This window comes from Collinsella sp. CLA-JM-H32B (assembly GCF_040098065.1).
Lineage (GTDB): Bacteria > Actinomycetota > Coriobacteriia > Coriobacteriales > Coriobacteriaceae > Collinsella.
Genome location: NZ_JBBNNA010000001.1, coordinates 1 through 23639, shown reverse-complemented (window position 1 = coordinate 23639; position 23639 = coordinate 1). Strand labels below are relative to the sequence as shown.

The window sequence follows — 23639 nt, the reverse complement described above, 5'->3', positions numbered from 1 at the left end:
CCGAGGACGTAGTCGTAGCAGGATCTGAGGGCTGACCTTCGCGGACACTCCGCAGGACGAAAGAACCCCCGCCGCACGTAGTGCGCAGCGGGGGTTCTTTCATGTCCGAGGACGTCCGCGAAGGTCAGCCCTCAGATCCTGCGGTGGGAGACCTAGGCCTCGTTGTACACCGTCTTGAGCTTCAGCAGGTGAGCATAGCGGTCCATAGCGGCCTGCTCGTTCTCCTTGAAGAGCTCCTCGGCGCGCTCGGGGAAGGAACGCGTCAGCGAAGCGTAACGGGCCTCGTTCATCAGGAACTCCTGATAACCGCCCGCGGGCTCCTTGGAATCGAGCGAGAACTTCTTGCCGGCAGCAGCCTCGGGGTTGAAGCGGAAGAGGTTCCAGTAACCGCACTCGACAGCCTTCTTCATCTCGGCCTGGCAGTTCTGCATGCCGCCCTTCTTGATGGAGTGCATCTCGCAGGGGCTGTAGCCGATGATGAGGGACGGGCCGTCGTAGGCCTCGGCCTCGTGAATGGCCTTGAGGGTCTGAGCCGGGTTGGCGCCCATGGCGACCTGCGCCACGTAGACGTAGCCATAGCTCATGGCAATCTCGGCCAGAGACTTCTTCTTGGTCACCTTACCGGCAGCGGCGAACTGAGCGACCTGGCCCAGGTTCGAGGCCTTAGAGGCCTGACCACCGGTGTTGGAGTAAACCTCGGTGTCGAAGACGAAGACGTTGACGTTGTGGCCGGAAGCCAGGACGTGGTCCAGGCCACCGAAGCCGATGTCGTAGGCCCAGCCGTCGCCGCCGAAGATCCAGAAGGACTTCTTGGTGAGGTAAGCCTTGTCGGCGAGAATCGCCTTGGAAGCGTCGCAGCCGCACTTCTCGAGCTCGGCAACGTAGGCAGCGGCAGCGGTCTTGGAGGCCTCAGCGTCGTTGACAGAGTCGATCCAAGCCTGGCCGGCAGCCTTGAGCTCATCGGACGGACCATCGGCAGCGATGATGTCCTGGGTAGCGGCGATCAGCTTCTTCTGGACGGCCTCGTAACCGACGGCCATGCCCAGACCGTGCTCGGCATTGTCCTCGAACAGGGAGTTGTTCCACGCCGGGCCGTGACCGTCCTTGTCCTTGCAGTAAGGAGCGGTGGCAGCGGGGTTGCCCCAAATGGAGGAGCAGCCGGTGGCGTTGGAGATGAACATGCGGTCGCCGGCGACCTGGGTCACCAGACGTGCATAGGCGGTCTCGGCGCAGCCGGCGCAGGAGCCGGAGAACTCCAGGTAGGGCTGCTTAAACTGGCTGCCCTTGACGTTGGCCGCGATGAGCTCCTTCTTCTCGGAGACGTTCTCGACCATATAGTCCCAAACGGGCTGCTGATCCATCTCCTGCTCGGTGGGAACCATCTCGAGGGCGCCCTTGGGGCAGACCTTGACGCAGTTGGTGCAGCCCATGCAGTCGAGCGGGGACACGGCCATGGTGAACTTCATGCCCTTGGCCTTGGGGCCCATGGCGTCGAGCGTGCGGGTAGCCTCGGGCGCGGCGGCAGCCTCGTCCTCGGTCATCGCGAACGGACGGATGGTGGCATGCGGGCACACATAGGCGCACTGGTTGCACTGGATGCACTTGGTCTCGTCCCAGTGAGGAACGACCACGGCGACGCCGCGCTTCTCGTATGCAGAGGCGCCCAGCTCAAACTGGCCGTCGGCACAATCGACGAAGGCGGAAACAGGCAGGCTGTCGCCATCCATGCGATCGATGGGCTCGAGCAGGTTCTTGACCTGCTGGGCGATGGCGGACTTGGTCTCCTCGGAGAGCTCGACGGGAGCGGCATCCTCGGCGGTAGCCCAGTCGGCCGGAACCTCGAACTTACGGAAGGCGGTAGCGCCGGCATCGATGGCCTTGTGGTTGGCGTCGACGATGGCCTGGCCCTTCTTCATGTAGGACTTGGTAGCCGCGTCCTTCATGTACTGCAGGGCGTCCTCGGCGGGCAGGACCTTGGCCAGCGCGAAGAAGGCGGACTGGAGCACCGTGTTGGTGCGCTTGCCCATGCCGACCTTGGCGGCCAGGTCGATAGCGTCGATCAGGTAGACGTTGACGTTGTTGTTCGCGATGTAGCGCTTGGCCACGGCGGGCATGTGCTCGGCGAACTCCTCGTCGCTCCACTGGCAGTTGACCAGGAAGGTGCCGCCCGGCTTGACGTCGCGGACCATCTTGAAGCCCTTAACGATGTAGCTGGGGTTGTGGCAAGCGACAAAGTCGGCCTTGGTCACGTAGTACGGCGAACGGATCGGGGAATCACCAAAGCGCAGGTGCGAGACGGTGACGCCGCCGGTCTTCTTGGAGTCGTACTGGAAGTAGGCCTGAACGTACTTGTCGGTGTGGTCGCCGATGATCTTAATCGAGTTCTTGTTGGCGCCGACGGTACCGTCGCCACCCAGACCCCAGAACTTGCACTCGATGGTGCCGGGGGCTGCGGTGTTGGGCGCATCCTCGGCCTCGGGCAGGCTCAGGTTGGTCACGTCATCGACGATGCCGATGGTGAACTCGCGCTTGGGCTCGTCCTTCTTGAGCTCCTCGAAGACAGCGAACGCGGACGCGGGAGGCGTGTCCTTGCTGCCCAGGCCGTAACGGCCGCCGACGACCTTGATGCCCGTCTTGCCGGCCTCGTAGAGAGCGGAGACAACGTCCTGGTAGAGCGGCTCGCCGATGGAACCCGGCTCCTTGGTGCGGTCCATGACGGCAATCTTCTTGACGGTCTCGGGGAGAACGTCGACGAAGTGCTTGATGGAGAACGGACGGAACAGGCGAACCTTGACCAGGCCGACCTTCTCGCCGTGAGCGTTGAGGTAGTCGATGACTTCCTCGAGCACGTCGCAGAAGGAGCCCATGCACACGACGACGCGATCAGCATCGGGAGCGCCGTAGTAGTTGAACAGGCCGTAATCGGTGCCGAGCTTCTCGTTGATCTTCTTCATGTAGCCCTCGACGACGGCGGGAAGCTCGTCGTAGACCTTGTTGCAGGCCTCGCGGTTCTGGAAGAAGATGTCGCCGTTCTCGTGGCTACCGCGGGTATGCGGGTGCTCAGGGTTGAGCGCGTGATCGCGGAAAGCCTGGACAGCGTCCATGTCGCACATCTCGGCCAGATCCTTGTAGTCCCACATGGCGACCTTCTGGATCTCGTGGCTGGTGCGGAAGCCGTCGAAGAAGTTAAGGAACGGGGTCTTGCCCTCGATGGCGGCAAGGTGAGCCACCGGCGAGAGGTCCATGACCTCCTGGACGTTGCCCTCGGCAAGCATGGCGAAGCCGGTCTGGCGACAGGCCATGACGTCGGAGTGATCACCGAAGATGTTCAGGGCGTGCGAAGCGACGCAACGCGCGGAGACGTGGAAAACGCCCGGGAGCTGCTCGCCTGCGATCTTGTACATGTTCGGGATCATCAGGAGCAGACCCTGAGAAGCCGTGTAGGTGGTGGTCAGAGCACCGGCGCCCAGCGAACCGTGAACGGTACCGGCCGCACCTGCCTCGGACTCCATCTCGACGACCTTGACCGGGGTGCCGAAGATGTTCTTGCGACCCTGGGCCGCCCACTGGTCGACATGGTCGGCCATCGGGCTGGACGGCGTAATGGGATAAATTCCCGCTACCTCGGTGTACGCATACGAAACATATGCGGCCGCCTCGTTGCCGTCCATAGACTTAAACTTACGCGCCATATACCCCTCTCCTCTCATATAGGTATACAGGCCCCGGCGATCGCCGGGATATTGGCGTGATGGGATTTTCGTTGTTGCTTCCAATCATCTGGCAGGCGGACTCAGCAGCAGGTACATGGCGTGGAGAGAAGGCATGCCAAGGCGAGGAGGGCTGCACGCGCTCCACAGGCCCAGCTACCCGTCTTGCACATGACCGAGCGCCGCAAAGGCCGCATGCCGGATGCTCCCGGGCACGCCCCGGCGATGGGAAGCGCCCGCAACGGAAATCCGCATGCGGGTTTATTGTACCCCGCCGTCAAGCCATATTTCGGCAAATATAGGTGGCCGGTAAAGGTTTACCTCGGGTGACTATTGTGCGCCCGGCACCGACGGATACAGTCCCCTGGAACCCCACAGCAGTTGCGGTGAAATAGGGACTGTTTTTGCTGTTAACGGCCTTAATCAGTCCCTATTTCACCGCAACTCATTGGGGGGATGAGCTAGAGGGCGCCGAGGAGGATGGCGTAGGTGGTGGATTCGCCGAGTTTGAGCTCGTCGCCGGGGTTGAGCTGGGCGGAGCGGCCGGGCTCTACTTGAATACACACACTCGTGGCCCCGTTTACCACCACGGTGCCGTTCGTGGACGACAGGTCCTCGACAAACCATGCGCCAGAATCGTCGCACCAGATATGGGCATGGCGGGCCGAGACGTCGTCACCGACATCGGTGATGTCGCCCTCCCCCGTTGCCAGCGCGCCGATCTCGACGCCTTCCTCACTCGGCTGAATCCAGCGCGGGGCGCTCACCACGTAGCCGTTTTGCACGCGCAGCAGTCCCAGCGGATGCGCCGGCGCGACCTCGCGCTCGCCCGCGACCGAAGATGTGCTCAGCGAGCGCGGCGTCGACGTGGCGCCGCCACAGGTCGCATGAGCGTAGTCGATGGCATAGGTCACCGACGAGCGGACATCTGCCGAGCAACCCACGGCGACAAACAGCACCAGGATGGCCTCGGCACGTTCTGCGGGCATGAGCTCAGCCGCCTGCGACAGGCGCTCGAGCGCATTGCGATAGAGATTCGTGTCCTGATGGCATTCCTCGAGTGCCCGCACCATGGGCTCGCCAGTGGGGCCGCACACCATATTGGTCACGGCCGCGGCGTCCATGGGATTGCGACGGCGCAGGGCCAGCTGCGACATAATGCGCGCGGCCGAGGTACCGTAATCGGCAAAATAACGTTCCTGCAGCGTGCCGACCGGCGCGCGCACGATAAAGCGCGAAACCCAGGAGCGATCGGCGGCACGGCTCTGCGGACTACGGCCGTCGGCGAGCGGGCGGCTCGAGAGCACCAGGCCGCACAGTTCGATATGGCTCAGGTGCGCTGCGCGCTTAAAGATGTCAAACATTGCCCCGCACGGGGTGAGCTCAGCTTGAGAAGCCATGGCTTAGCCCTCCTTGGTCGCAGAGATAGTGTCGGATACTTCGGCCGGCCCGCCAAAGGCGCGGACAGCCGCGGCTCCGCCGGCAAGCGGCGTCGCCATGGGAATTTTCGCACGTCGTGCTGACACGACGGGAAGCTCAAAGGCAAACCCCATCGCCAGCAAAAACCACGTGAGCGCATAGGTTGCAATTATGGCGGCCACCAGGCCACCCGCCACGGCATGCTGGGAAAACACGGCACATGCGAGTGCGGCCAGAGCCGGAACCTCGCAGGCGGAAAGGGCCAACACACCCTGCAGGAATCCCACACGACGGTCGCGCGCCAAGGCCCCGGCAGCGATGCCCACCATGCCCGGCAGCGCCAACGCCAGTGCCGCGATAATGGCCGGCAGCTTCCCGGACCACATAAGCGGTCCCACGACGAGCGTCACATGGGCGCCCGACGCCAACAGCGCCGCCGATACCACGACCACAGTCCAAAGCACGCCGCTTGCCGCCGTCGCACCAACCATCGCCGCACGCCGGGCTGTGTGCCCCGATGCCTCCATCGGGCACGGCATGAGCGGCTCGGCGCGAAGCGAGCGGGCGACATTTTGCGCATAGTGGTCGCAAAATGCCGAGAGCGCCGCCTCCACCGCAGCCGGCTCGGGACGATCTTCCTGATGGCAGGACAGGCAGGCCATCAACACATCGAACAGCTGAGCGTCGACAAACGCCAACGCATCGCGCAGATCCTCGGAATTTGGATCGAGCCCCAGCTGCTGAGCCTGTTCGACCGCGGCAAGTGCCACATCGGGCTCGCGTCGCAGCAGTTGCGTCAAGTCGCAGCCGGGCGCGTGGGCGCCGACGGGATAATCGGGCAGCGTATCCATCTTGAGGCGATAGGGGCTGGCGATATCTCGTGTCTTTTTGCGCGAGCCCGAAGTACCCGACGCACCCGGCGCCACTTCGTACGGCGCGACACCGGCGATGAGCTCGTAGACCGTACTCGCCGCTGCATAGACATCGATCGCCGGCGACATGCGAAGCATGCGCAGGTCGGGGATATCGTCGGTGAGCATCTCGGGCGGGGCGTAGGCCACCGTCGCGCGGCGCAACGTGGCATAGCGCTCGGTAAACGACGCCTTGCCGCCGGTGCCGGCCACCGCAGAGGCGGGCTCGAGCGCCAGCGACGAGCCAAAGTCGATCAAGCACAGGTCGAAGGTGCCTTCGGCAAGCTGCCGGTCAAGCGGCAGGCGCGCCGTACGCACCATAATATTAGCGGGCGAGATATCGCGATGGACAAAGCCCTCGCCCACCAGGCTCATACGGCAGAGCAGATCGAACAGGTCGCGACCCAGACGCGCCGCCACAAGCGGCGATAGGCGTCCGGCATCGTCCACGGCGAGTCGCGAGCGCAAGCGGGCGAGCGTCTCGCCCTCGACCCATTCCATGACAATTGCAGGCACACCGTCAACCTCGCCCCAGCCATAGAGGCGGGGAAAGCCCTTAAGGCCCGAAAGGGCGCGATGGCATTCATATTCCTCGCGAAATGCCGCTTTGAACTTGGCGACCAGCGACTCATGGGCGGCATCGTCGTCAAACTCATCGCGCGTCGGCAAGATGAGCTGTTTGAGTGCTACGTCCTCGCCTTGGGCGTTGACAGCACGCGTCACGCGGCCGATACCGCCACGGCGCATGGTGGCATCGTCGGCAAACAGTATCGTAAAACGACGCAGATAGGCAGGCAGTTCGTCCTGACCGAGCGCAATGGCCGGCTCAAACCCGTCGACACGCGCCAGGCGCAGGCCGACCATGGGATCGCGACCGAGCGATTGTGGTGTGGTGGATGCAAGATCGGTCATCATAGGGCAAGCGCCGCCACGTTATTGTTGAAGTTACCGAGCGCGACGTCATCATCGCCGTAATGGCCGACCCATTGACATAGGTTGGTGTAACAGCCCCACAGATTGGCATACTGCTGATACCACCTTGACCGGGGCGAGAATGTCTGACGACCGAACTCGGCTCGAATGACAAACATCTCCCCGACCAGGCTGTCGCACGGCCTGGGATCTCCCGTAGAGTTATAGGTCGAGACCACGTCATTGGCACGAGAAACATAGCCGTCGAGCATGTTGTACTTGGTCACAAGCCAACTGTGAATGCTCTCTTCCTCAGCAGCGGAAAGGCCGCCGGAGTTTGCATCGTTGTCAGTGTTGCCGCCCGTCGAGCCGCCGTTTCCAGGCCCTCCGGTAGAGGAACCCGACCCAGAGCCGCCGCCCGAACTCGATGAATCCGAGCCGGAGCCAGAAGTATCCGAGCTACCGGGCTTTCCGGACTGCTGGGCGTCCTGCTCCTTTTGCTGCTCGACCTTATTCACCGTTGCCGCCACGCTATTGTTGGACAATCGATCGATGATCTTGGTGTTGGTGAGCACGATGGTTTTGCCATTGGCAAGCGTGACTTCGTTGTCCGGGGCCTCGGCGCCGTCCGCATCGTCGGTGCCAAACACAATATGCCCGACCACACTTGCCCAAGCATATCCAGTCGTGGTGCCCAGATCGCTTTTGACCTCATGCCCCACGCGCGGTTCGCGTGCGGCATGCGCCTGCATCATGGACGGCACGGTCATGCCATAGGCAGAAACGCCAGCTATGACCAGCACCAGCGAGCACGATAGCAGTGCGTACGCCCGCGGCGCCAAGCCCAGTCGGCGTCGTATGCGCACCGCGGCGCCGCGCTTTGTCTGAGTGCCACCGGGCCGCATGCGTTCTCCTCCAACAAAAACACGCCGCTCGGGAGCGGCGCATTCATTCGAATCCATATTTGAGTGTATCAGCGAACCAAAAAGGTTGCGCAACGAATGGACAAATTAAGGATGCGAGCGGAAGCATCCATGCGATAAGCGGATACGAAGCATCTTTGTTGCACAACAAACTCACAGTCGCACGGGGAAATTATGACTACCCCGTGCGTCGCGAGGAAAACATACGGCAGGAGCAGGCTCGCCACCTAAATCGCGCGGCGGGCCTCGATGGCGCGGCCAAGCGTAAGCTCGTCGGCATACTCCAAGTCGCCGCCCACGGGAAGGCCGCTCGCAAGACGCGATACCTCAACGCCCAATGGCTTGATGGTGCGAGCAAGGTAGCTCGCCGTGGTCTCGCCCTCAATGTTGGGGTTGGTGGCGATAATGACCTCGTGGATGTCCTCGTGGCCCAGGCGCGCCAGCAGCTCGCGGATATGCAGCTGCTCGGGGCCGATCTTGTCCATGGGGCTGATCACGCCGCCCAGCACATGGTACAGGCCATGGTAGCTGCCCGTGCGCTCGATTGCCTGGACGTCGCGCGGCTCGCCCACCACGCAAATGCGAGTGGTATCGCGCATCGGGTCCTGGCAGATGGAACACTCGTCGGCCGTGGCGTAGTTAAAGCAACGGCTGCAAAAGTGGACCTCCTGCTTGACCTCCAGGATGGCCTCGGCCAGGCGGCGGGCCTCCTCGGCATCGGCCTCGAGCAGGTAATAGGCTATGCGCTGGGCCGACTTGGGACCAATGCCCGGCAGACGACCCAGCTCATCGAGCAGTTTTTGCAGACTGTGATTCGCGCTCATATATATGTGTCTTAGAACGGCATGCCCGGGATGTTGAGGCCGCCGGTGATGGCGCCCATCTGCTTGTTGGCGAGCTCGTTGACGCCGCGAACGGCCTCGTTAACAGCAGCCATGATCATGTCCTGCAGCATATCGACGTCCTCGGGATCGAGGGCATCGGGGTCGATGGTGAGGTTGACGAGCTCCATCTCGCCGTTAACGGTCACCTTGACCATGCCGCCGCCGGCAGAGGCGTCGACGGTCTGGGACTTGAGGTTCTCCTGCGCGGCGGCAAGCTGCTCCTGCATCTTGCGAGCCTGCTTCATCATCTGCTGCATGTTCATACCGGCCATGATGGCTCCTTTGCGTGCGGCCGCGCAACGAGCTGCAAGGGCAGCCGGGGCGCGGCGGGACTTTCAAACTCAAAAATCGTACCACGGCGCGAGGCCAGCAAGCGGGGCGGTCACGCTACCTCAGTCGATATACATGTCCTGAGTGCAGACCGCACCCAATGATTATGCAAAGTTGCATAATTCGCATCTGCATAAGATTGAAAGCTAAATCTTGTAGAGCCGGAATCCGACATTTAATGCGTACCACTAAATGGCTAAATGCCGAGCCACCACTCGAGGTGGCGCTCATGACGGTGGGGTATAATTTGATTGCCATAGATAGCAATTTGGAGGTACCCCATGAATGCCCCCGACGCGCTCCAAAACATCCGCTCAAAACACCCCGCTGCATATTTTGTTCTCTATCTCTTTGTCGGCTGGGCATTGTTGGTTGCCATCACCCATGCTATATCCTTTGGAGCAGAACTGCTAATAGCCAGCTCGGGCCAGCCCGTCGTCAAATGGGAAGCGACCGATGAGTGCACCGACGGAACCCGAACCGTTTACTACAACAGCCCATCCCTCTACCAAGAGTTCAAGGTCAAGATAAAGAACTCCAAGATTGTCGATGCCGAACTAGGCGTTTTCTCGACAATCGGAGCAACCGTCAGCGCCGAGCAAGTCGAGTACGCGGACAGCCATGCAACGTATCGTATCGACCTCAGCATCCTAGGCCGACCGTCACGTACCTGTCTACTCGAATGCGATATACGCGGCACCACATTACACATGTCCGAAATACAGATGCGCCCGGACAAAGAATTCTCTTCTTGAGCAGTATGCCCGCCCGCGCAGCTACTCCACCGGCTTGAAGATGGTGGCCTGGCCGAAGACGCTGCGGATGAGGGCTTTGGCCTCGTCCTCGGTCTGCGGGATGTTCGGGGCTGCGCCCTGATGGCCGAAGGGGCTGCCCGCGCCTGGGTTGGACTCCCAAGGGGCAGCGGGGGCGTCCTCCTCTTTGGGGGCAGCTGCAGCGGGCTTGGGCGCGGACGCCGCACCCGGCACGTCGAACGGCGGCAGATCGTCCCCGCCGGCATCGGCAGCAAAACCGCCGACCATGGCATCGTCGTAGGGAACCTGCTCGGATTCCCACGGCGCAGACGACGCGGCAGGCTGAGATTTGGGGGCGGCAGAGCGCTCGGACGCACGGGGCGCGGGCTCGGTCGGGAGCTTGCCCGTAGCGGGAGCGCCGGCAGGGTTGTCGGAGCGCAGCCAGGGGGCCTTAGCCAGGTCGGATGACTTGGGCGCAGGCGCGGCAGCGGGCTTGGGCGCGGGAGCCGGAGCGGCCGGTTTGGGCGTGACGGGCTTAGGCGCCGACGGGGTCGGTGCCATCACCGGCGTCGCTTGCTGCTGCGGAGCGCTGGCGCTCGAGGATGCAGGGGCCGCCGAGGACACGGGTTGCGGGTCCGCAGATACCGCAGCCCGTGCAGATGGAGAATGCTCCTCATGTTGAGGAGCCGGCGTGCCACCCCCATCCAGGACATAGTCGACGGTACGACGACCGAAGACCGCACTGACTGTCGGCAGAACCACCGACTGTGTGTCGGCGCGACCGAGCATCTTGATAGCAAAGGTCGAGCCCGCGGGGAACGAAACCGTGAGCTTGGAGCCGTCGTCGGCCGTGGCGCGGGCGTTGAGCAGCAGGCCTGCGTAGGAAGCCTGACGAGCCTTGACGCGCTCGACGACCTCGGCCCATTTGCGCTGGAGCTCGCCGGCGTCCTCGACCGCGGGGGTCTCGGCAGCACCGGCGGCGGCAACCTCAGCGGCGTTGTTGGGCTTGGACACCGGCACGGTCGATGCAGCAGGCACGGGAGCCGGAGCCGCAACGGGCTGAGGTGCAGGCGTTACAGGCTTGGGCGCGGGAGCCGGAGCCGCGGACTTGGGTGCAGGCTGGGCAGCCGGAACAGCAGCGCCGCGGTCCCAAGGCATGCCGCCCTGATGCGCGGACGTAGCAGCGGGAGCGGCAGATGCCACAGGGGCAGCAGCCCGGGCACCCGAGATCAGCGTCGGCTGCTGGACAGCGGGTGCGGATGCAGCAGGCGCACTCGCTTGAGCAGCAGCCACGCTCGCCGGCACGGCGCCGTTGGCAACCATGGCCTCCAGGCGTGCCACGCGCTCGGCCAATGCCTCAATCGTTAAATCAGCCTCGGGACGTGCCAGACGCGTGCAGGCGATCTCGAGCACCAGGCGCACGTCGCTCGCACCCCTCATCTCCAGTGCGGCATCGTCGAGCACTGTCAGCACACGGGCCAGGCGGTCGGCAGGATGCTCGCCAAAGGCAGCGGCCTCGGCAGCAAGCGCCTCGGCCTGCTCGGAGCCGCCCTCAAACAGCTCGGCACGGGCACCGGCAACGCAGGCAACATACACGTCGCGCACATGCGCCACCAAGTCACGCGTCAGCTCAAGCAGGTCATTGCCCTCCTCGACCTGTGCGCGAATGAGCCCATACAGCTCGGCGACATCGCGATCAGCAATGGCGCGCGCAAACTCGCCTAGAATCTGGTCCGAAACTTCGCCCAAAAGCGAACGGGCATCGTCCGCATGCACGGCGCCGTTGCCAAAAACGCTCAGCTGCTCCAGCGTGGAGAGCGCGTCGCGCATGCCGCCCTTGGCATGGCGCGCCACGATAGCCAGCGCCTCGTCGTCGTAATCGAAGCCCTCCTGCTCGCACACGTATGCCAGGCGGCGCTCGATATCCTCGTTGCCGATGCGATGGAAATCGAAGCGCTGGCAGCGTGAGAGGATGGTCTCCAGAATCTTTTGCGGGTCGGTGGTGCACAGCACAAAGATCACGTGCGCCGGCGGCTCCTCGAGCGTCTTGAGCAGCGCGTTAAACGCCGCCGTCGTGAGCATGTGGACCTCGTCGATGATATAGATCTTGTACTTGCCACGCACCGGGGCAAAGTTGACGGAGTTGATGATTTCCTCGCGCACGTTGTCTACGCCGGTACGGCTTGCGGCATCGAGCTCGTAGACATCGGGGTGGTTGCCCTCGGCGATGAGCTCGCATTCCTCACAGGTGCCGTCGGGCATGCAGCCGCTCGCACCCTCGGCGCGCGCCGCCTCGGCATTGCGACAGAGCAGCGCCTTGGCAAGAATACGCGCCATGGTGGTCTTGCCCGTGCCGCGCGGTCCGCAGAACAGGTACGCATGGGACAGGCGCCCCTCGGTGATGGCGTGCTCGAGCGTCGAGACGATATGCTGCTGGCCCACCACGGAGTCGAAGGTGAGCGGGCGATACTTTCGGTACAACGATTCCATGGGTGCTCCCCCGGGTATACTGAGTCTTGTTGCCGCGGCGGCCATGCGGTCGCACGGCATACTGCATCCATAATAACCCGTACGGCGAGCCCGCCGCGATAGGAGTCCAAAGAGCATGGCAGACGCAGAGAGCAACCTCGTTCCCTCCGAAGCAGCCGACCAGGTCGAGGTCGCGCTCGAGGAGCAGGCCGCAGCCGACGACGGCATTCTGTACCTCAACGAGTACCAGTACGAAAACGACCTCGTCACCGACTTTGCGCGCCTGGTCGCCTCGCCCAGGCGTCGCGGCTCGCTGTATGTCGCCGCGGCAATTGCCGCGCTCATCGGCATCGGCATGCTGGTGGCCGGCGGCAACTGGATCAAGTTCGGCGTCGTCTTAATCGTATTCGGCGCCTTTTTGGCCTGGTGGAGCAAAAATCTGCACCATACGCTCGCGCGCGACTTTATCGAAGCCGTCGAGGCAGACGAGTCCATGGGCGGCCGCTACCGCCGCGTCGCCGCCAACGAGGACGGCCTGATGGTCTGGGGCAAGAGCGGCAAGTCGCAGTTCTTCCCGTTTGAGAAGCTCGACCATGTACTCGACGGCGAGCGCATCTTTGTGGCCATGTTCGCCGACCAGGGCGTGACGATCCCTAAGGACACCTTTGTGCGTGGTGATGCCGAGCAGTTTGGCTCCTTCCTCAAGACGCGCATCAACAAAAAGCTGCGCATCGAGACCAAACGCAAAAAGATGAAGGCCGAAAAGGCCGCTGCCAAGGCCAAGCAGGAAAGCGAGCCTAAGAATGCAAAGGCCAAACAGCGCAAGCAGAAGAAGAACAAGAAGAAGCGCTAAGGCCAAGTCAGATAGGCCACCTCGCCCCGCTACCTTCACCATGCACCCGAGCGTGCTACACTAGCAGCATCTATGCCACCGCGAACGGCTCGGCTCCGCGCCCGCCGCTCGCAAACGAACTTTAAACGCACGAGGGTTGGCCATGCCGCTTTTCTCGCAACATACCGCCCGGTTCTCGCCGGACGTTCCCTTGGAGGGCACCAGCTCTCGCGAGCTGCTCAAGCGGTTCCAGCCGCTCGAGACGCTTGCGACCGGCGGTTTTGGCTCCATCGAGATTTGCCGCGACACGCACCTGCGCCGTCGCGTCGCCATTAAGCGCATCCCCCTTATCAACGGCGCCGGCATGCCCGCCAGCGACATCATGGATGTCCTGCGCGAGGCACACACCGCCGCCATGCTTCAACATCCCAATATCGTGCAGGTTATCGACTTTACGCACGATACCGCCTATGCCTACCTCGTCATGGAATATGTCGACGGCATGTCGCTCGCCGACTTTTTGCATCGCGTGGACGGCCATTCGCTCACCTTTGACGAGGCCGCGGCAATTGCCGACGCGCTGGGCCAGGCGCTCACCTTCGCCCATAGCAACGGCGTGCTCCACCTGGATATTAAGCCCGCCAACGTGCTCATCGACCACTCGGGCAACGTAAAGCTCACCGACTTTGGCATGGCGCGACTGTCGTCTGCCGGCGGCTTTGGCGGCTCGCGCGGCGGCACCATCGGCTACATGCCACCCGAGCAGCTCGATATCGAGACCGGCACAGTCGACGAGCGCGCCGATGTCTTTGCCCTCGCCTGCGTGATCTACGAGGGCCTGTGCGGCAGCGCCCCCTTTATGGCCGCCACGCCCGGCGACTCGCTCGGCCGTATCATCGGCGGTGCCACCTACCCCAGCGAGCTCATCCCGCACTTTCCCCCGGGAGCCGAGGCTGCGCTCATGAGCGCCCTCTCCCCCATGCCGCAAGACCGCCCCAACAGCATCGAGGCATTTTGCGACCAGCTGCTCGCCGGCTTGGGCAGCGTGCGCGAGGGCCGTCGCAGCCTGGAGCAGATGGTGGGCGAGCTGTCGGATGACGAGCGCGCGGCAGACGATATCGAATCGTTACCCTATGAGGACGACACCATCGAGGTCGACCCCGCACTCGGCTGGGCCGGCACGCGCTGGAGCCACGCGCGCGATTACACCATGCGCGCCATCTCGGCGCTAACGTGCGGTGCCTTTAGCTTTTTGATCATGCAGACGGCTGGCGTCGCGGCGCTTCCCGGACTTATTGCCGCGGCCATCGCAATTGGGGCGGCCGCCGGCCTGGCCCCGCAAATTGGCTCGGCCATCTCGGCCGTGGGCTTTTTGGTACTTATGGCCAACGCCACTATGCAGACGCAGGGCATCCTGTCGATGCTACCCGTCGCGGTGCTCTTTGCCGCCACCATGTCCGGTTGGTGGATCGCCTGGGGCCGCACCGAGGCCGCCGCGAGCGCTGCGCTCACCTGCGCGGTGGCACTTGGCTGTCTAACGGGCGACGCCCTCCTTGCCGCCGGGGTCGCCGCCGGCATCGCTGCCTTTTGGCTCGACCCGGCAAGCGCCGCGGCCGCCACGGGGATGGGCGCACTTTTTGGCCGCCTGGCTACGGTTGCGCTTTCCGCCGGAGGCGTGCTGGGGCTCGGCAATGTTGCCGCGGCGCTGGGAGACATGCTCTTCTGGGCTGCCGTCGTGCTTGTCGCGGCGACAGCTGCACTGACATCTCTGCTGCTCAACGCCCATGCCAGGCGTGCCGAGCAGGGCTCGAACCTGGCTGCAATCGCTGCCATCGCCGGCTGCGGAATAGGCACCGCGGCGTCGCTCTGTCTTGCACACCATATGGAAATTGCCAGCCTTGCGGCCGCGGTCGTCGTCAAGGCGGCGGTTGCGGGAACCCTATCCTCTATAATCGTTGGGATATGCCTATATTTGCTCGGATACCAAAGAACCTATACGGAGAGTGATCTTTCGTGAACTTCCTGAACATCTTCGAGGACCACGTGGCCGGCATCTTCGGTGCCACCCGTGCCCCGTTCTCCTTTAAGAAGCTTGCCAAGCAGGCCGCTCGCGACATGGAGGATCAGACTCTGGTGATCAACGGCGTCAACACCGCGCCGGCACTCTATACCATCCTGATCGCCGCCGACGACGATCCCATGCTCGCTCCGTTCTACCCCGAGCTTTCGCGCGAAGTCCGCGAGTTTGTGAAGGCACAGGCCGAAAAGCGCCGCTATGTGTTTGTCGGCGAACCCCTCGTTCGCTTTATGATCGACCCGCAGCTGCGTGCCGGTAAGTTCTCGGTCTTTGCCGAGAACGTCGACGCCCCCACGCTCGGTCGTCTGTACGAGGAAGAGCGCGCCTACCAGAATGGCCTGGGCCAGAACAACTCGGCCGCAAGCCGCGCCGCCAGCGCTCCCCGCGCCGGCAAGCAGCAATTCGCCGCTCCGCAGCAACAGCACCCCGCCGCCATGCCCCAGCAGCCGACGCCCCGTGCCGCCGCTCCCGACCCGCTCGCCGTGGCCGACCCCTTTGCGCCCAACGTCCCCGACCCCGCCGCCGCGCCCATCCCCGTGCCGCAGACCGTCTCTCGTGACGCCCTCGCCGGTATGGGCGGAGCCGCCGCAACCGGCGCCGCCGTGGGCCTTGGCGCCGCTGCCGGCATTGCCTCCAACATGGCGAGCACCCGCGCCCCGCAGCGCCCGCTCGCCCAGCTCGTCGACGTCGTGAGCGGCGAGAGCCACAGCATCACTTCCGCGCAGGTGACCATCGGTCGCGAGCGTTCGGTTTCGGACATCGCCCTGCGCGACCCCAACGTGTCGCGCCGTCACGCCCAGCTCACCTTTACCGGTTCGGACTGGTCGATCGAGGACCTCAATTCCACCAACGGCACGCTCGTCAACAACCGCCGCATCACGCGCTGCCCGCTGCGCAACGGCGACCTGCTGACGTTTGGCCTGAGCACCTTTGAATTTAGGGGATAGTCGCTTATGAACATCGATATCGTCCTTTTTGCAGGCCGCATCGTCCTGGTCGCCCTGCTCTACATCTTCCTGTTCGCCGTCATGAAAACCGGCGTGGGACTCGTACGCGGCCAGCGCCGCGACTCCGCTATCTGGACGATCGATGTGGACAAGGGTCCGCGCGGCATCCGTGGCATCCACGTAGACATGCTCGGCCCCGTCATCGTGGGCCGCTCGCCGTCCTCGGACATCTGCATCAACGAACCGTTTGTCTCGGCCTCGCACGCACGCTTTTCGCTGCAGGGCCCGGCACTCATCATCGAAGACCTCAACTCTTTGAACGGCACGCTCGTTAACGGCCGTCAGCTGGTGGAGCCCGCAACGCTGCGCGAGGGTGACGAGGTCCAGATTGGCGACGTGGTCATGAAGGTGAACCGTCGATGATCGACGAGGAGAACAAGTCCGCAACCATGCCCGAGACGCCAACTGTCCCCGCAGCTGCGCCGGCTCATGCCGCTCCAGCGCGCCCTGCGACCGTGGAGCCCGAGGACACGGTGTTCTCCCTGCCTCTTTCGCATGTAACTCAAGAATATCCGGCACTCGTCGATGACGAGGACGCCAGCACCGAGCAGCTCGACGCCCCCATCGGCGCGCACGCTGCCGAGCAGCCCGCGGAACCGGAGGCAGCGTCCGCACCGGCTCACTTTGCCGAGCCCGTCGCCGAGGGGATTAACGAGAGCGCTGCCGTGCTTGCAGCCCCCGAGCCTGCCGCGCCGGTATTCCCCGTCGCCCCGGCAAGCGAGGCGGCACCCGAATCTTCAACGCCTGCCGAAGTCGAGCAGCCCGTTGCCGCGCCCGCCGCAGCTCCCGAGCCCTCTGCTCAACCCCAGAGCACGCCCGCGCCGTCGCACTTTGCGACGCCCGAGCCGACGGCTGTCGAGCCGCAGCAGGACGGCGATCCCGTCGACCGCGTAACCGAAGATCTCAACCTTCCGGACATCTCCGACGCCGAGTCGGGAGACGATGCCGACACCGTCTCCCCCGGCGACACCGCCGAGATCGATGTCGCCGCCGTGGAGGCAAAGCTCAAAGATCCCGGCTCGACCATGAGCTTCGAGCCGCTGACCGACGAGCGCATCGAGACCGACTCGACCTACGACGCCGGCACCACCACGCAGCTTATGTGGGGCGCCCGCTCCGACGTCGGGTGCGTACGCCCACACAATGAGGACTCCTATCTGGTGCAGTCGCCGCTCTTTTGCGTGTGCGACGGCATGGGAGGACACGCCGCCGGCGAGGTGGCATCCTCCATCGCCGTCGAGACCATCGCCAAGACGGCGCCGCAGTCCGCCGACGCCGCGCGCCTGGCCGCAGCCGTCGAGGCCGCCAACGCCGCCGTGATCGAGGCCGCCCTCAACGGCCTGGGCAAACCCGGCATGGGATGCACGGCCACCTGCGCCTACATCGAAAACGACACGCTCGCCATCGCCCACGTGGGCGACTCGCGCGCCTACCTGCTCCACGAGGGTACGCTCATCCGCGTGACCCGCGACCACTCCTACGTGGAGGAGCTCGTGGATGCCGGCGAGATTACGGCCGACGAGGCCCGCGTCCACCCCAACCGCTCGGTCATCACCCGCGCGCTGGGCTCGGATCCCGCCATGTATGCCGACCACTTTACCCTGCACATCGAGGAAGGCGACCGCCTGATTCTGTGCTCCGACGGTCTTTCGAGCATGATTCCCGATAGCGATATCGAGAACATTGCTACGCAGTCCTCGAGCGCACAGATCTGTGTCGACAACTTGGTGGACGCGGCGCTTGCCGCCGGCGGCCACGACAACGTGACCGTAGTAGTCGTTGACCTGGTTGACGATGGCGTTATGCGCGAGGCGCAGCGCGTGCGTCGCCGCAACATTACTATCGCCGCCATCCTGGCCCTCGTCTTTGTGCTGGCAGCTGGCATCTGGGCCTACACGGGTGTCACCGGCTCGTACTACCTGGGTACCTACCAGGGCAATGTCGCCGTCTGGCGCGGCCTGCCCGGCAAGCCGCTCGGACTCAAGCTCCACTGGCTCGAAAGCGAAACCAGCATCAAGCTATCCGACCTGCCCGAAGACACGCAAAACCGCCTCAAGGCGGGTATTCCGCAAACAAGTGTCGACGATGCGCAGGACACGATATCCAAGTACCGCCACCAGATCGACGAGGAGCAGACCCGCCAGGTGATCGACGCGCAAACGATTCGCGACAACACCGATCAGGAATCCACCTCCGAATCAGATTCCGAGAAAACCGCCGAACAGTCCGCCGAGGCCGAAGCCTCCGATAAGAATTAGAAAGGGAGTGCCGCTTATGAGTCGCCGCAACACCGAACTGCTTTTGCTCATCGCCTCGGCGTTCCCCGTCATCCTGCTGTATGCGATGTACGTGCTCACCGCAGGCGCCGCCATCTCGTTTGAAACACTTGCCGTTCCGATCGGTCTCTTTGCCGCCTTCGCCGCGGCGCATATCGCCGTGCGCATTCTGGCACCCGGCGCCGACCCGGCCATCCTGCCCATCGTCTTTGTGCTTTCGGGCATTGGCATCACGTTTGTGACGCGCTTGGCGCCCACGCTCGCCATCTCGCAGCTCGTCATCCTGTTTATCTCGGTGGCGTTGATGGTAGGTACGCTTGCGCTGGTCAAAAACCTCGACGTGGTCATGCGCTACAAGTACACCTTTGGCATCATCGGCATCATCTTGCTGATGCTGCCCATCTTTATCGGCACCACGATCTCGGGCTCCAAACTGTGGATTCGCATCGCCGGCTTTACCATTCAGCCCGGCGAGTTCGCCAAGGTCTTTATCGTGCTGTTCCTAGCCGGTTACCTGGCCGAAAACCGCGAACTGCTCTCTATCTCCAACCGCAAGATCTTGGGTCTTAAGATTCCGCGTCTGCGCCTGCTGCTGCCGCTGTTTGCCGTGTGGGGTGTGTGCCTGCTCGTCGTTGTCTTCGAACGTGACCTGGGCTCGGCCTTGCTGTTCTACACCATCTTCTTGCTGATGCTTTACGTTGCCACGGGTCGCTTCTCGTATGTCATCATCGGCCTTGCGCTCTTGGCCGTGGGGGCCGTGGGCGCCTACAAGTTCCTGTCGCACGTCCAGGTGCGTTTCCAGATCTGGGCCGATCCCTTTAAGGACGCGCAGGGTCAGGGCTACCAGATTGTCCAGTCCCTCTTCTCGCTGGCCGACGGCGGCCTTGTTGGCGTCGGCATTGGCAACGGTATGGCCAATAACATCCCCGTCGTCGAGTCCGACTTTATCTTCTCGGCTATCGGCGAGGAGATGGGCCTTTTGGGCGGCGGCGCCGTTCTTATCCTGTTTATGCTCTTTGCCGTACGCGGCCTGACCACGGCGGCCCGTGCCAAGTCCGACCTTGCCGCCTTTAGCGCAACCGGTCTTACGGCCGCTATCAGCTTCCAGGCCTTCTTAATCGTTGGCGGCGTTACCCGCCTGATCCCGCTGACCGGCGTCACTCTGCCCTTTATGAGCCAGGGCGGCTCCTCGCTGCTGGCAAGCTTTATCATCGTCGCGCTTTTGCTGCGCGCCGGTGACGAGGCAACCGGTCGCGAGGCCGAGCTTACCGGCACCGGCACCATGGCCGCCATCACTGACGACCAGGTCGCCTCGGCGTCCTCCCCGGCCGGCACGCGCTTCGCCACTTCATCTTCGTACGCCCGTGGCAGCCACTCCGCCGCCTCGCGCATGCGCCGCCGCCTGCTCGACACGCCCGAATCCGGCGTGCTCGGCCGCGTGGCGCTCGCCAATCGACTGACCCGCGCCGTGTTCGCCTTTACGGCGCTGTTCGCCATCCTTATCGGCAACCTCACCTATGTCCAGGTCATCAAGGCCAAGGACTATCAGGACATGCCGACCAACAACCACACCATCGCCCGCTCCAAGTACATCCAGCGCGGCTCCATCATCACGTCCGACGGCGTGACGCTGGCCGAGTCGCTGCAGCAGGAGGATGGAACCTACGCCCGCTCCTACCCCAACGGAAACATGGCCGCTCACGTGGTGGGCTATGTAAGCCAGCAGTACGGCACCGCGGGTGTCGAGAGCGTCATGAACGACACGCTCACCGGCTCCAAGGATTATTCCAGCTGGAACAACGCCCTCGCGTCGCTCGCGGGCCAAAACCAACCGGGCAACACCGCCAAGCTCACCATCGACTCGCGCATCCAGACGGCTGCCGAGCAGGCACTCAAGGGCTTTAAGGGCGCCGTGGTGGTTATGGATCCGCGCACCGGCGCGGTCCTCGCATGCGCCAGCTCGCCCACCTACGACAACACCAACATCGACGCCCTAATGCAATCGGGTGGTGGCGAGGACGGCTCCATGTACGACCGCGCCATGAACGCGCTCTACACCCCGGGCTCCACGTTTAAGGTCGTCACGCTTGCCGCGGCACTCGAGACCGGCACCGCCAGCCTTACCAGCACGTACCAGGCGCCCAGCTCCATGGATATCGGCAACGCACCGGTCACCAACTACGCCAATGAGAGCTTCGGCACCATCAGCCTCCAGCAGGCCTTTGCCGTATCGTCCAACGTCGTCTTTGGCCAGGTAGCCAACGAGGTCGGCGCCAACTCTCTCGTCCAGTTTGCCAACGCCTTTGGCTACGGCCAAAAGCTCGGCCAGGACCTGACCGCCGCGGCTTCCATCATGGCCGACCCCTCGCTCATGACCGAGTGGGAGACCGCCTGGGCAGGCGCCGGCCAGCCCGTCGGCATGGACCACACGCCAGGCCCGCAGACCACCGTCATGCAAAGCTGCGTGATAGCGGCGGCCATCGCCAACAGCGGCGTGGTCATGGACCCGTTCTTCGTGGCCCAAGTGCTCGCCCCCGACGGAACCGTGGTCAAGACCACGCAGTCCCGCTCGCTCGGCCAGGCCGTCAGCGCCACCACGGCCGAGCAGGTCAAGCAGGCCATGCTCGCCGTCGTCCAGTCCGGCACCGGCACCGATGCCCAGATTCCGGGCGTCAAGGTCGCCGGCAAGACCGGTTCGCCCGAGACTGGCGGCACCAACGTCAACTCGACGTTCGTCGGCTTCGCACCTTACGATTCACCCACGGTCGCCATCTCGGTGGCCTTGGAGGATTACGACAAACACGACGTCAAGGCAGCCAAGATCGCCGGCATCGTCCTGACCGCGGCACTTGCCGCCCAAGGAGCGTGATGCCTGTGATCGAAGCGGATACTTGGGGCGCGCCGCGGCCGATGAGCTAGCGGCAAGGCGCCACGCGGTCCCAGCGACCATAGATTTGGTACTACACACATCGTTGAGCGAATAAGTTAGTTAGGAGCAGGAATGGAACAGAGGGTCCTCGGGGGAAGATACCTCCTCAAGGATAAGGTGGGAACGGGCGGCATGGCGACCGTCTTCCGTGCGCAAGATCAGGTCCTCGACCGCACGGTTGCCGTCAAGATCATGCTGCCGCAGTATGCCGGCGACGCCACCTTCGCCGCCCGCTTTAAGCAGGAGGCCCAGGCAGCTGCCGGCCTGTCCTCCCCCTATATCGTGGGCGTCTACGACTGGGGCAAGGACGGCGACACCTATTACATCGTCATGGAGTACCTGCGCGGTACCGACCTTAAGAGCGGCATCAAGAGCCACGGCGCCCTCGATCCCAAGAAGGTCGCGCAGATCGGCTCGCAGATCAGCTCCGCGCTTTCGGTCGCACACAAGCACGAGATCATCCACCGCGACATTAAGCCGCAAAACATCATGGTGCTGCCCGACGGCAACATCAAGGTCATGGATTTTGGCATCGCACGCGCCAAGAACAGCCACCTCACGCAGGATAACAACGTGCTGGGCACCGCCCACTATGTAAGCCCCGAGCAGACCCGCGGCCAGGACCTCGGCCCCACCTCGGATATCTACTCGCTGGGTGTCGTCATGTACGAGTGTGCCACCGGCCGCGTACCCTTTGACGGCGACGACGCCATCTCGGTCGCGCTCAAGCAGGTCAATGAGCTCCCCATCCCTCCGAGCCAGATCAACTCCGGCGTCGATGCCGACCTGGAGCGCATCATCCTCAAGTGCATGGAAAAGGACCCGTCGAACCGCTTCCAGACGGCCGACGAGCTGCGCCAGGTACTCAACAGCTACCTGTCCGGCCGTGCCGTCAATGTCTCGGAGCCCACGCGCATCATCGGTGCCGCCGGCGACCTGGGTGCCACCAAGACCCGCGAGCTTTCCGACTCAACGCGCGCTATGGTTCGTCCCGTCTCGGGCGTGAGCGGTCAGAATACCGCCCGTAGCGCTGTCTCGGGCTCCACGGGCTCCTACGAGGTCGAGAAGCCTAAGTCCAACAAGAACAAGATCATCGCCGCCGTGATTGCCGCCGTCGCCGTGATTGGCGTGGTGGTGGCCTTTGCCACGGGCATGTTCAGTGGCGAACAGGTCACGGTGCCCGACGTGCTGGGCAAGGACCAGGAGACCGCTATTGAGCTGATCAAGGAAGCCGGCCTTGAGGTTGGCACCGTCGACCAAAGCTACAACGACGATGTCGACGAGGGAAAGGTCGCCGAGCAGACCCCCAACGGCAACACCAAGAAGGCCAAGGGCACGAGGGTGAACCTGGTAATCTCCAAGGGCCCTAAGCCCTCCGAGAAGGTTGAGGTTCCGCAGCTCCTCGGCCTGACCAAGGACCAGGCCGAGGCCGCACTGGCAAGCGTGGGCCTGAAGGGCAGCGCTTCGGAGGAAGCCAATGAGGCCGAAGAGGGCCAGGTCTTTGAGCAGAGCACTGCTGCCGGCAAGGAGGTCGAGAAGGGCACGACTATCTCGTACAAGGTCTCTGGCGGCCCGGACACCACCTCGGTGCCCGATCTGACCGACATGACCGAGGCCCAGGCGCGCAACGCTCTCGACATGGCTGGCTTTGGCGTCGACGTGAGCTACCAGGAAAACGACTCGGTTACCGAGGGCACCGTAATTAGCTGGAACCCCAGCGGCAAGCAGAAGCCCGGTGCCACGATCACCGTCGTCATCGCCAAGAAGTCCGGCAAGGCCAGCGTCCCGGGCAACCTGTACGGCAAGAGCATCTCCGCCGCCGTCACCGCGCTCAACAACGCCGGTTTCTACAACATCGCATTCTGCGATCAGAACGGCAACCCCGTGAGCGGCAACGAAAACGCCACCGTTACGGGTGTCTCCCCCACCGGCAAGCAGTCCACCGACAGCACGATTACGCTGACGGTTTCGATTTCTGGCTCTGGCTCCGGGGACGATTCCGGTACAAGCAACTAGTCGGCTGCTTATTACCTGCGGCAGCGAACGCTGCAAACATATTCGCTCAGAAGCGCCCACTTGCTCCCCGGCAAGCGGGCGCTTTCTTTATCTAGGGCAGCGGAAAGGGCGGCTTCGATAGCAGGCCGGATTTGTTTTTTGAAATATGGACGAATTCCTCGCCAGGAGGGTAAAATGGTGCCGACGGCAGCC

Annotated in this window: 16 protein-coding genes; 8 read left to right on the top strand and 8 right to left on the bottom strand. The window is 63.5% G+C overall.

Translation table 11 applies throughout. The annotated features are described in order from the left end of the window. Positions 1–152 precede the first annotated feature (152 nt). The 6 genes from nifJ to AAA138_RS00055 form a co-directional block, all read right to left on the bottom strand. Positions 153–3692, bottom strand: a complete 3540-nt coding sequence (gene nifJ / locus AAA138_RS00080) for a pyruvate:ferredoxin (flavodoxin) oxidoreductase (RefSeq protein WP_346977128.1) — start codon at positions 3690–3692, stop codon at positions 153–155. A 479-nt stretch (positions 3693–4171) separates the two neighbouring features. Next, positions 4172–5110, bottom strand: coding sequence for an FHA domain-containing protein (locus AAA138_RS00075; protein WP_349089106.1), 939 nt, complete (start codon positions 5108–5110; stop codon positions 4172–4174). Between the two features lie 3 nt (positions 5111–5113). Then, positions 5114–6955, bottom strand: a complete 1842-nt coding sequence (locus AAA138_RS00070) for a hypothetical protein (protein ID WP_349089105.1) — start codon at positions 6953–6955, stop codon at positions 5114–5116. Then, on the bottom strand, positions 6952–7857 hold the full coding sequence (locus AAA138_RS00065) for a hypothetical protein (protein WP_055285294.1): 906 nt from the start codon (positions 7855–7857) through the stop codon (positions 6952–6954). The genes AAA138_RS00070 and AAA138_RS00065 overlap by 4 nt, the downstream gene beginning before the upstream one ends. A 245-nt stretch (positions 7858–8102) precedes the next feature. Continuing rightward, on the bottom strand, positions 8103–8699 hold the full coding sequence (gene recR / locus AAA138_RS00060; RefSeq protein WP_006235173.1) for a recombination mediator RecR: 597 nt from the start codon (positions 8697–8699) through the stop codon (positions 8103–8105). An 11-nt stretch (positions 8700–8710) separates the two neighbouring features. Continuing rightward, entirely contained in the window at positions 8711–9031 is a 321-nt protein-coding gene (locus tag AAA138_RS00055) for a YbaB/EbfC family nucleoid-associated protein (protein ID WP_006235174.1), read from the bottom strand. A gap of 339 nt (positions 9032–9370) precedes the next feature. Between AAA138_RS00055 and AAA138_RS00050 the strand changes: the two genes are divergently transcribed. Continuing rightward, positions 9371–9844 (top strand): hypothetical protein, encoded by a 474-nt coding sequence (locus AAA138_RS00050; protein ID WP_346977124.1) that lies wholly within the window; start codon positions 9371–9373, stop codon positions 9842–9844. Between the two features lie 21 nt (positions 9845–9865). Here AAA138_RS00050 and dnaX read toward each other — a convergent pair whose 3' ends face one another. After that, positions 9866–12331: a DNA polymerase III subunit gamma/tau gene (gene dnaX, locus AAA138_RS00045; RefSeq protein WP_349089104.1), complete on the bottom strand. Its 2466-nt coding sequence runs from the start codon at positions 12329–12331 to the stop codon at positions 9866–9868. A gap of 115 nt (positions 12332–12446) precedes the next feature. Between dnaX and AAA138_RS00040 the strand changes: the two genes are divergently transcribed. From AAA138_RS00040 to pknB, 7 genes are all read left to right on the top strand, one after another. Then, on the top strand, positions 12447–13163 hold the full coding sequence (locus AAA138_RS00040; protein WP_225094131.1) for a hypothetical protein: 717 nt from the start codon (positions 12447–12449) through the stop codon (positions 13161–13163). A 142-nt stretch (positions 13164–13305) separates the two neighbouring features. After that, complete coding sequence (locus AAA138_RS00035; protein WP_271739905.1) at positions 13306–15159, top strand: serine/threonine-protein kinase; 1854 nt, start codon at positions 13306–13308, stop codon at positions 15157–15159. Continuing rightward, positions 15156–16166: an FhaA domain-containing protein gene (locus AAA138_RS00030; RefSeq protein ID WP_118934736.1), complete on the top strand. Its 1011-nt coding sequence runs from the start codon at positions 15156–15158 to the stop codon at positions 16164–16166. Before AAA138_RS00035 ends, AAA138_RS00030 begins: the two co-directional genes overlap by 4 nt. A 6-nt stretch (positions 16167–16172) precedes the next feature. Then, entirely contained in the window at positions 16173–16589 is a 417-nt protein-coding gene (locus AAA138_RS00025) for an FHA domain-containing protein (RefSeq protein WP_006235180.1), read from the top strand. Then, positions 16586–18484: a Stp1/IreP family PP2C-type Ser/Thr phosphatase gene (locus tag AAA138_RS00020; protein WP_349089103.1), complete on the top strand. Its 1899-nt coding sequence runs from the start codon at positions 16586–16588 to the stop codon at positions 18482–18484. The genes AAA138_RS00025 and AAA138_RS00020 overlap by 4 nt, the downstream gene beginning before the upstream one ends. 16 nt (positions 18485–18500) lie before the next feature. After that, complete coding sequence (locus tag AAA138_RS00015) at positions 18501–21371, top strand: FtsW/RodA/SpoVE family cell cycle protein (protein WP_349089102.1); 2871 nt, start codon at positions 18501–18503, stop codon at positions 21369–21371. 132 nt (positions 21372–21503) lie between these two features. After that, positions 21504–23447: a Stk1 family PASTA domain-containing Ser/Thr kinase gene (gene pknB, locus AAA138_RS00010; RefSeq protein WP_349089101.1), complete on the top strand. Its 1944-nt coding sequence runs from the start codon at positions 21504–21506 to the stop codon at positions 23445–23447. 11 nt (positions 23448–23458) lie between these two features. Here pknB and AAA138_RS00005 read toward each other — a convergent pair. Next, the coding region (locus AAA138_RS00005) for a hypothetical protein (protein WP_349089100.1) at positions 23459–23639 on the bottom strand (181 nt) is incomplete at its 5' end.

Bases quoted from the DNA above. Each gene is read 5' to 3' on its own strand.
- AAA138_RS00040 (WP_225094131.1), top strand. From the start codon at position 12,447: ATGGCAGACGCAGAGAGCAACCTCGTTCCCTCCGAAGCAGCCGACCAG.
- AAA138_RS00070 (WP_349089105.1), bottom strand. From the start codon at position 6,955: ATGATGACCGATCTTGCATCCACCACACCACAATCGCTCGGTCGCGAT.
- AAA138_RS00065 (WP_055285294.1), bottom strand. From the start codon at position 7,857: ATGCGGCCCGGTGGCACTCAGACAAAGCGCGGCGCCGCGGTGCGCATA.
- nifJ (WP_346977128.1), bottom strand. From the start codon at position 3,692: ATGGCGCGTAAGTTTAAGTCTATGGACGGCAACGAGGCGGCCGCATAT.
- pknB (WP_349089101.1), top strand. From the start codon at position 21,504: ATGGAACAGAGGGTCCTCGGGGGAAGATACCTCCTCAAGGATAAGGTG.
- AAA138_RS00035 (WP_271739905.1), top strand. From the start codon at position 13,306: ATGCCGCTTTTCTCGCAACATACCGCCCGGTTCTCGCCGGACGTTCCC.
- AAA138_RS00055 (WP_006235174.1), bottom strand. From the start codon at position 9,031: ATGGCCGGTATGAACATGCAGCAGATGATGAAGCAGGCTCGCAAGATG.
- recR (WP_006235173.1), bottom strand. From the start codon at position 8,699: ATGAGCGCGAATCACAGTCTGCAAAAACTGCTCGATGAGCTGGGTCGT.
- AAA138_RS00020 (WP_349089103.1), top strand. From the start codon at position 16,586: ATGATCGACGAGGAGAACAAGTCCGCAACCATGCCCGAGACGCCAACT.
- AAA138_RS00025 (WP_006235180.1), top strand. From the start codon at position 16,173: ATGAACATCGATATCGTCCTTTTTGCAGGCCGCATCGTCCTGGTCGCC.
- AAA138_RS00015 (WP_349089102.1), top strand. From the start codon at position 18,501: ATGAGTCGCCGCAACACCGAACTGCTTTTGCTCATCGCCTCGGCGTTC.
- AAA138_RS00075 (WP_349089106.1), bottom strand. From the start codon at position 5,110: ATGGCTTCTCAAGCTGAGCTCACCCCGTGCGGGGCAATGTTTGACATC.
- AAA138_RS00050 (WP_346977124.1), top strand. From the start codon at position 9,371: ATGAATGCCCCCGACGCGCTCCAAAACATCCGCTCAAAACACCCCGCT.
- dnaX (WP_349089104.1), bottom strand. From the start codon at position 12,331: ATGGAATCGTTGTACCGAAAGTATCGCCCGCTCACCTTCGACTCCGTG.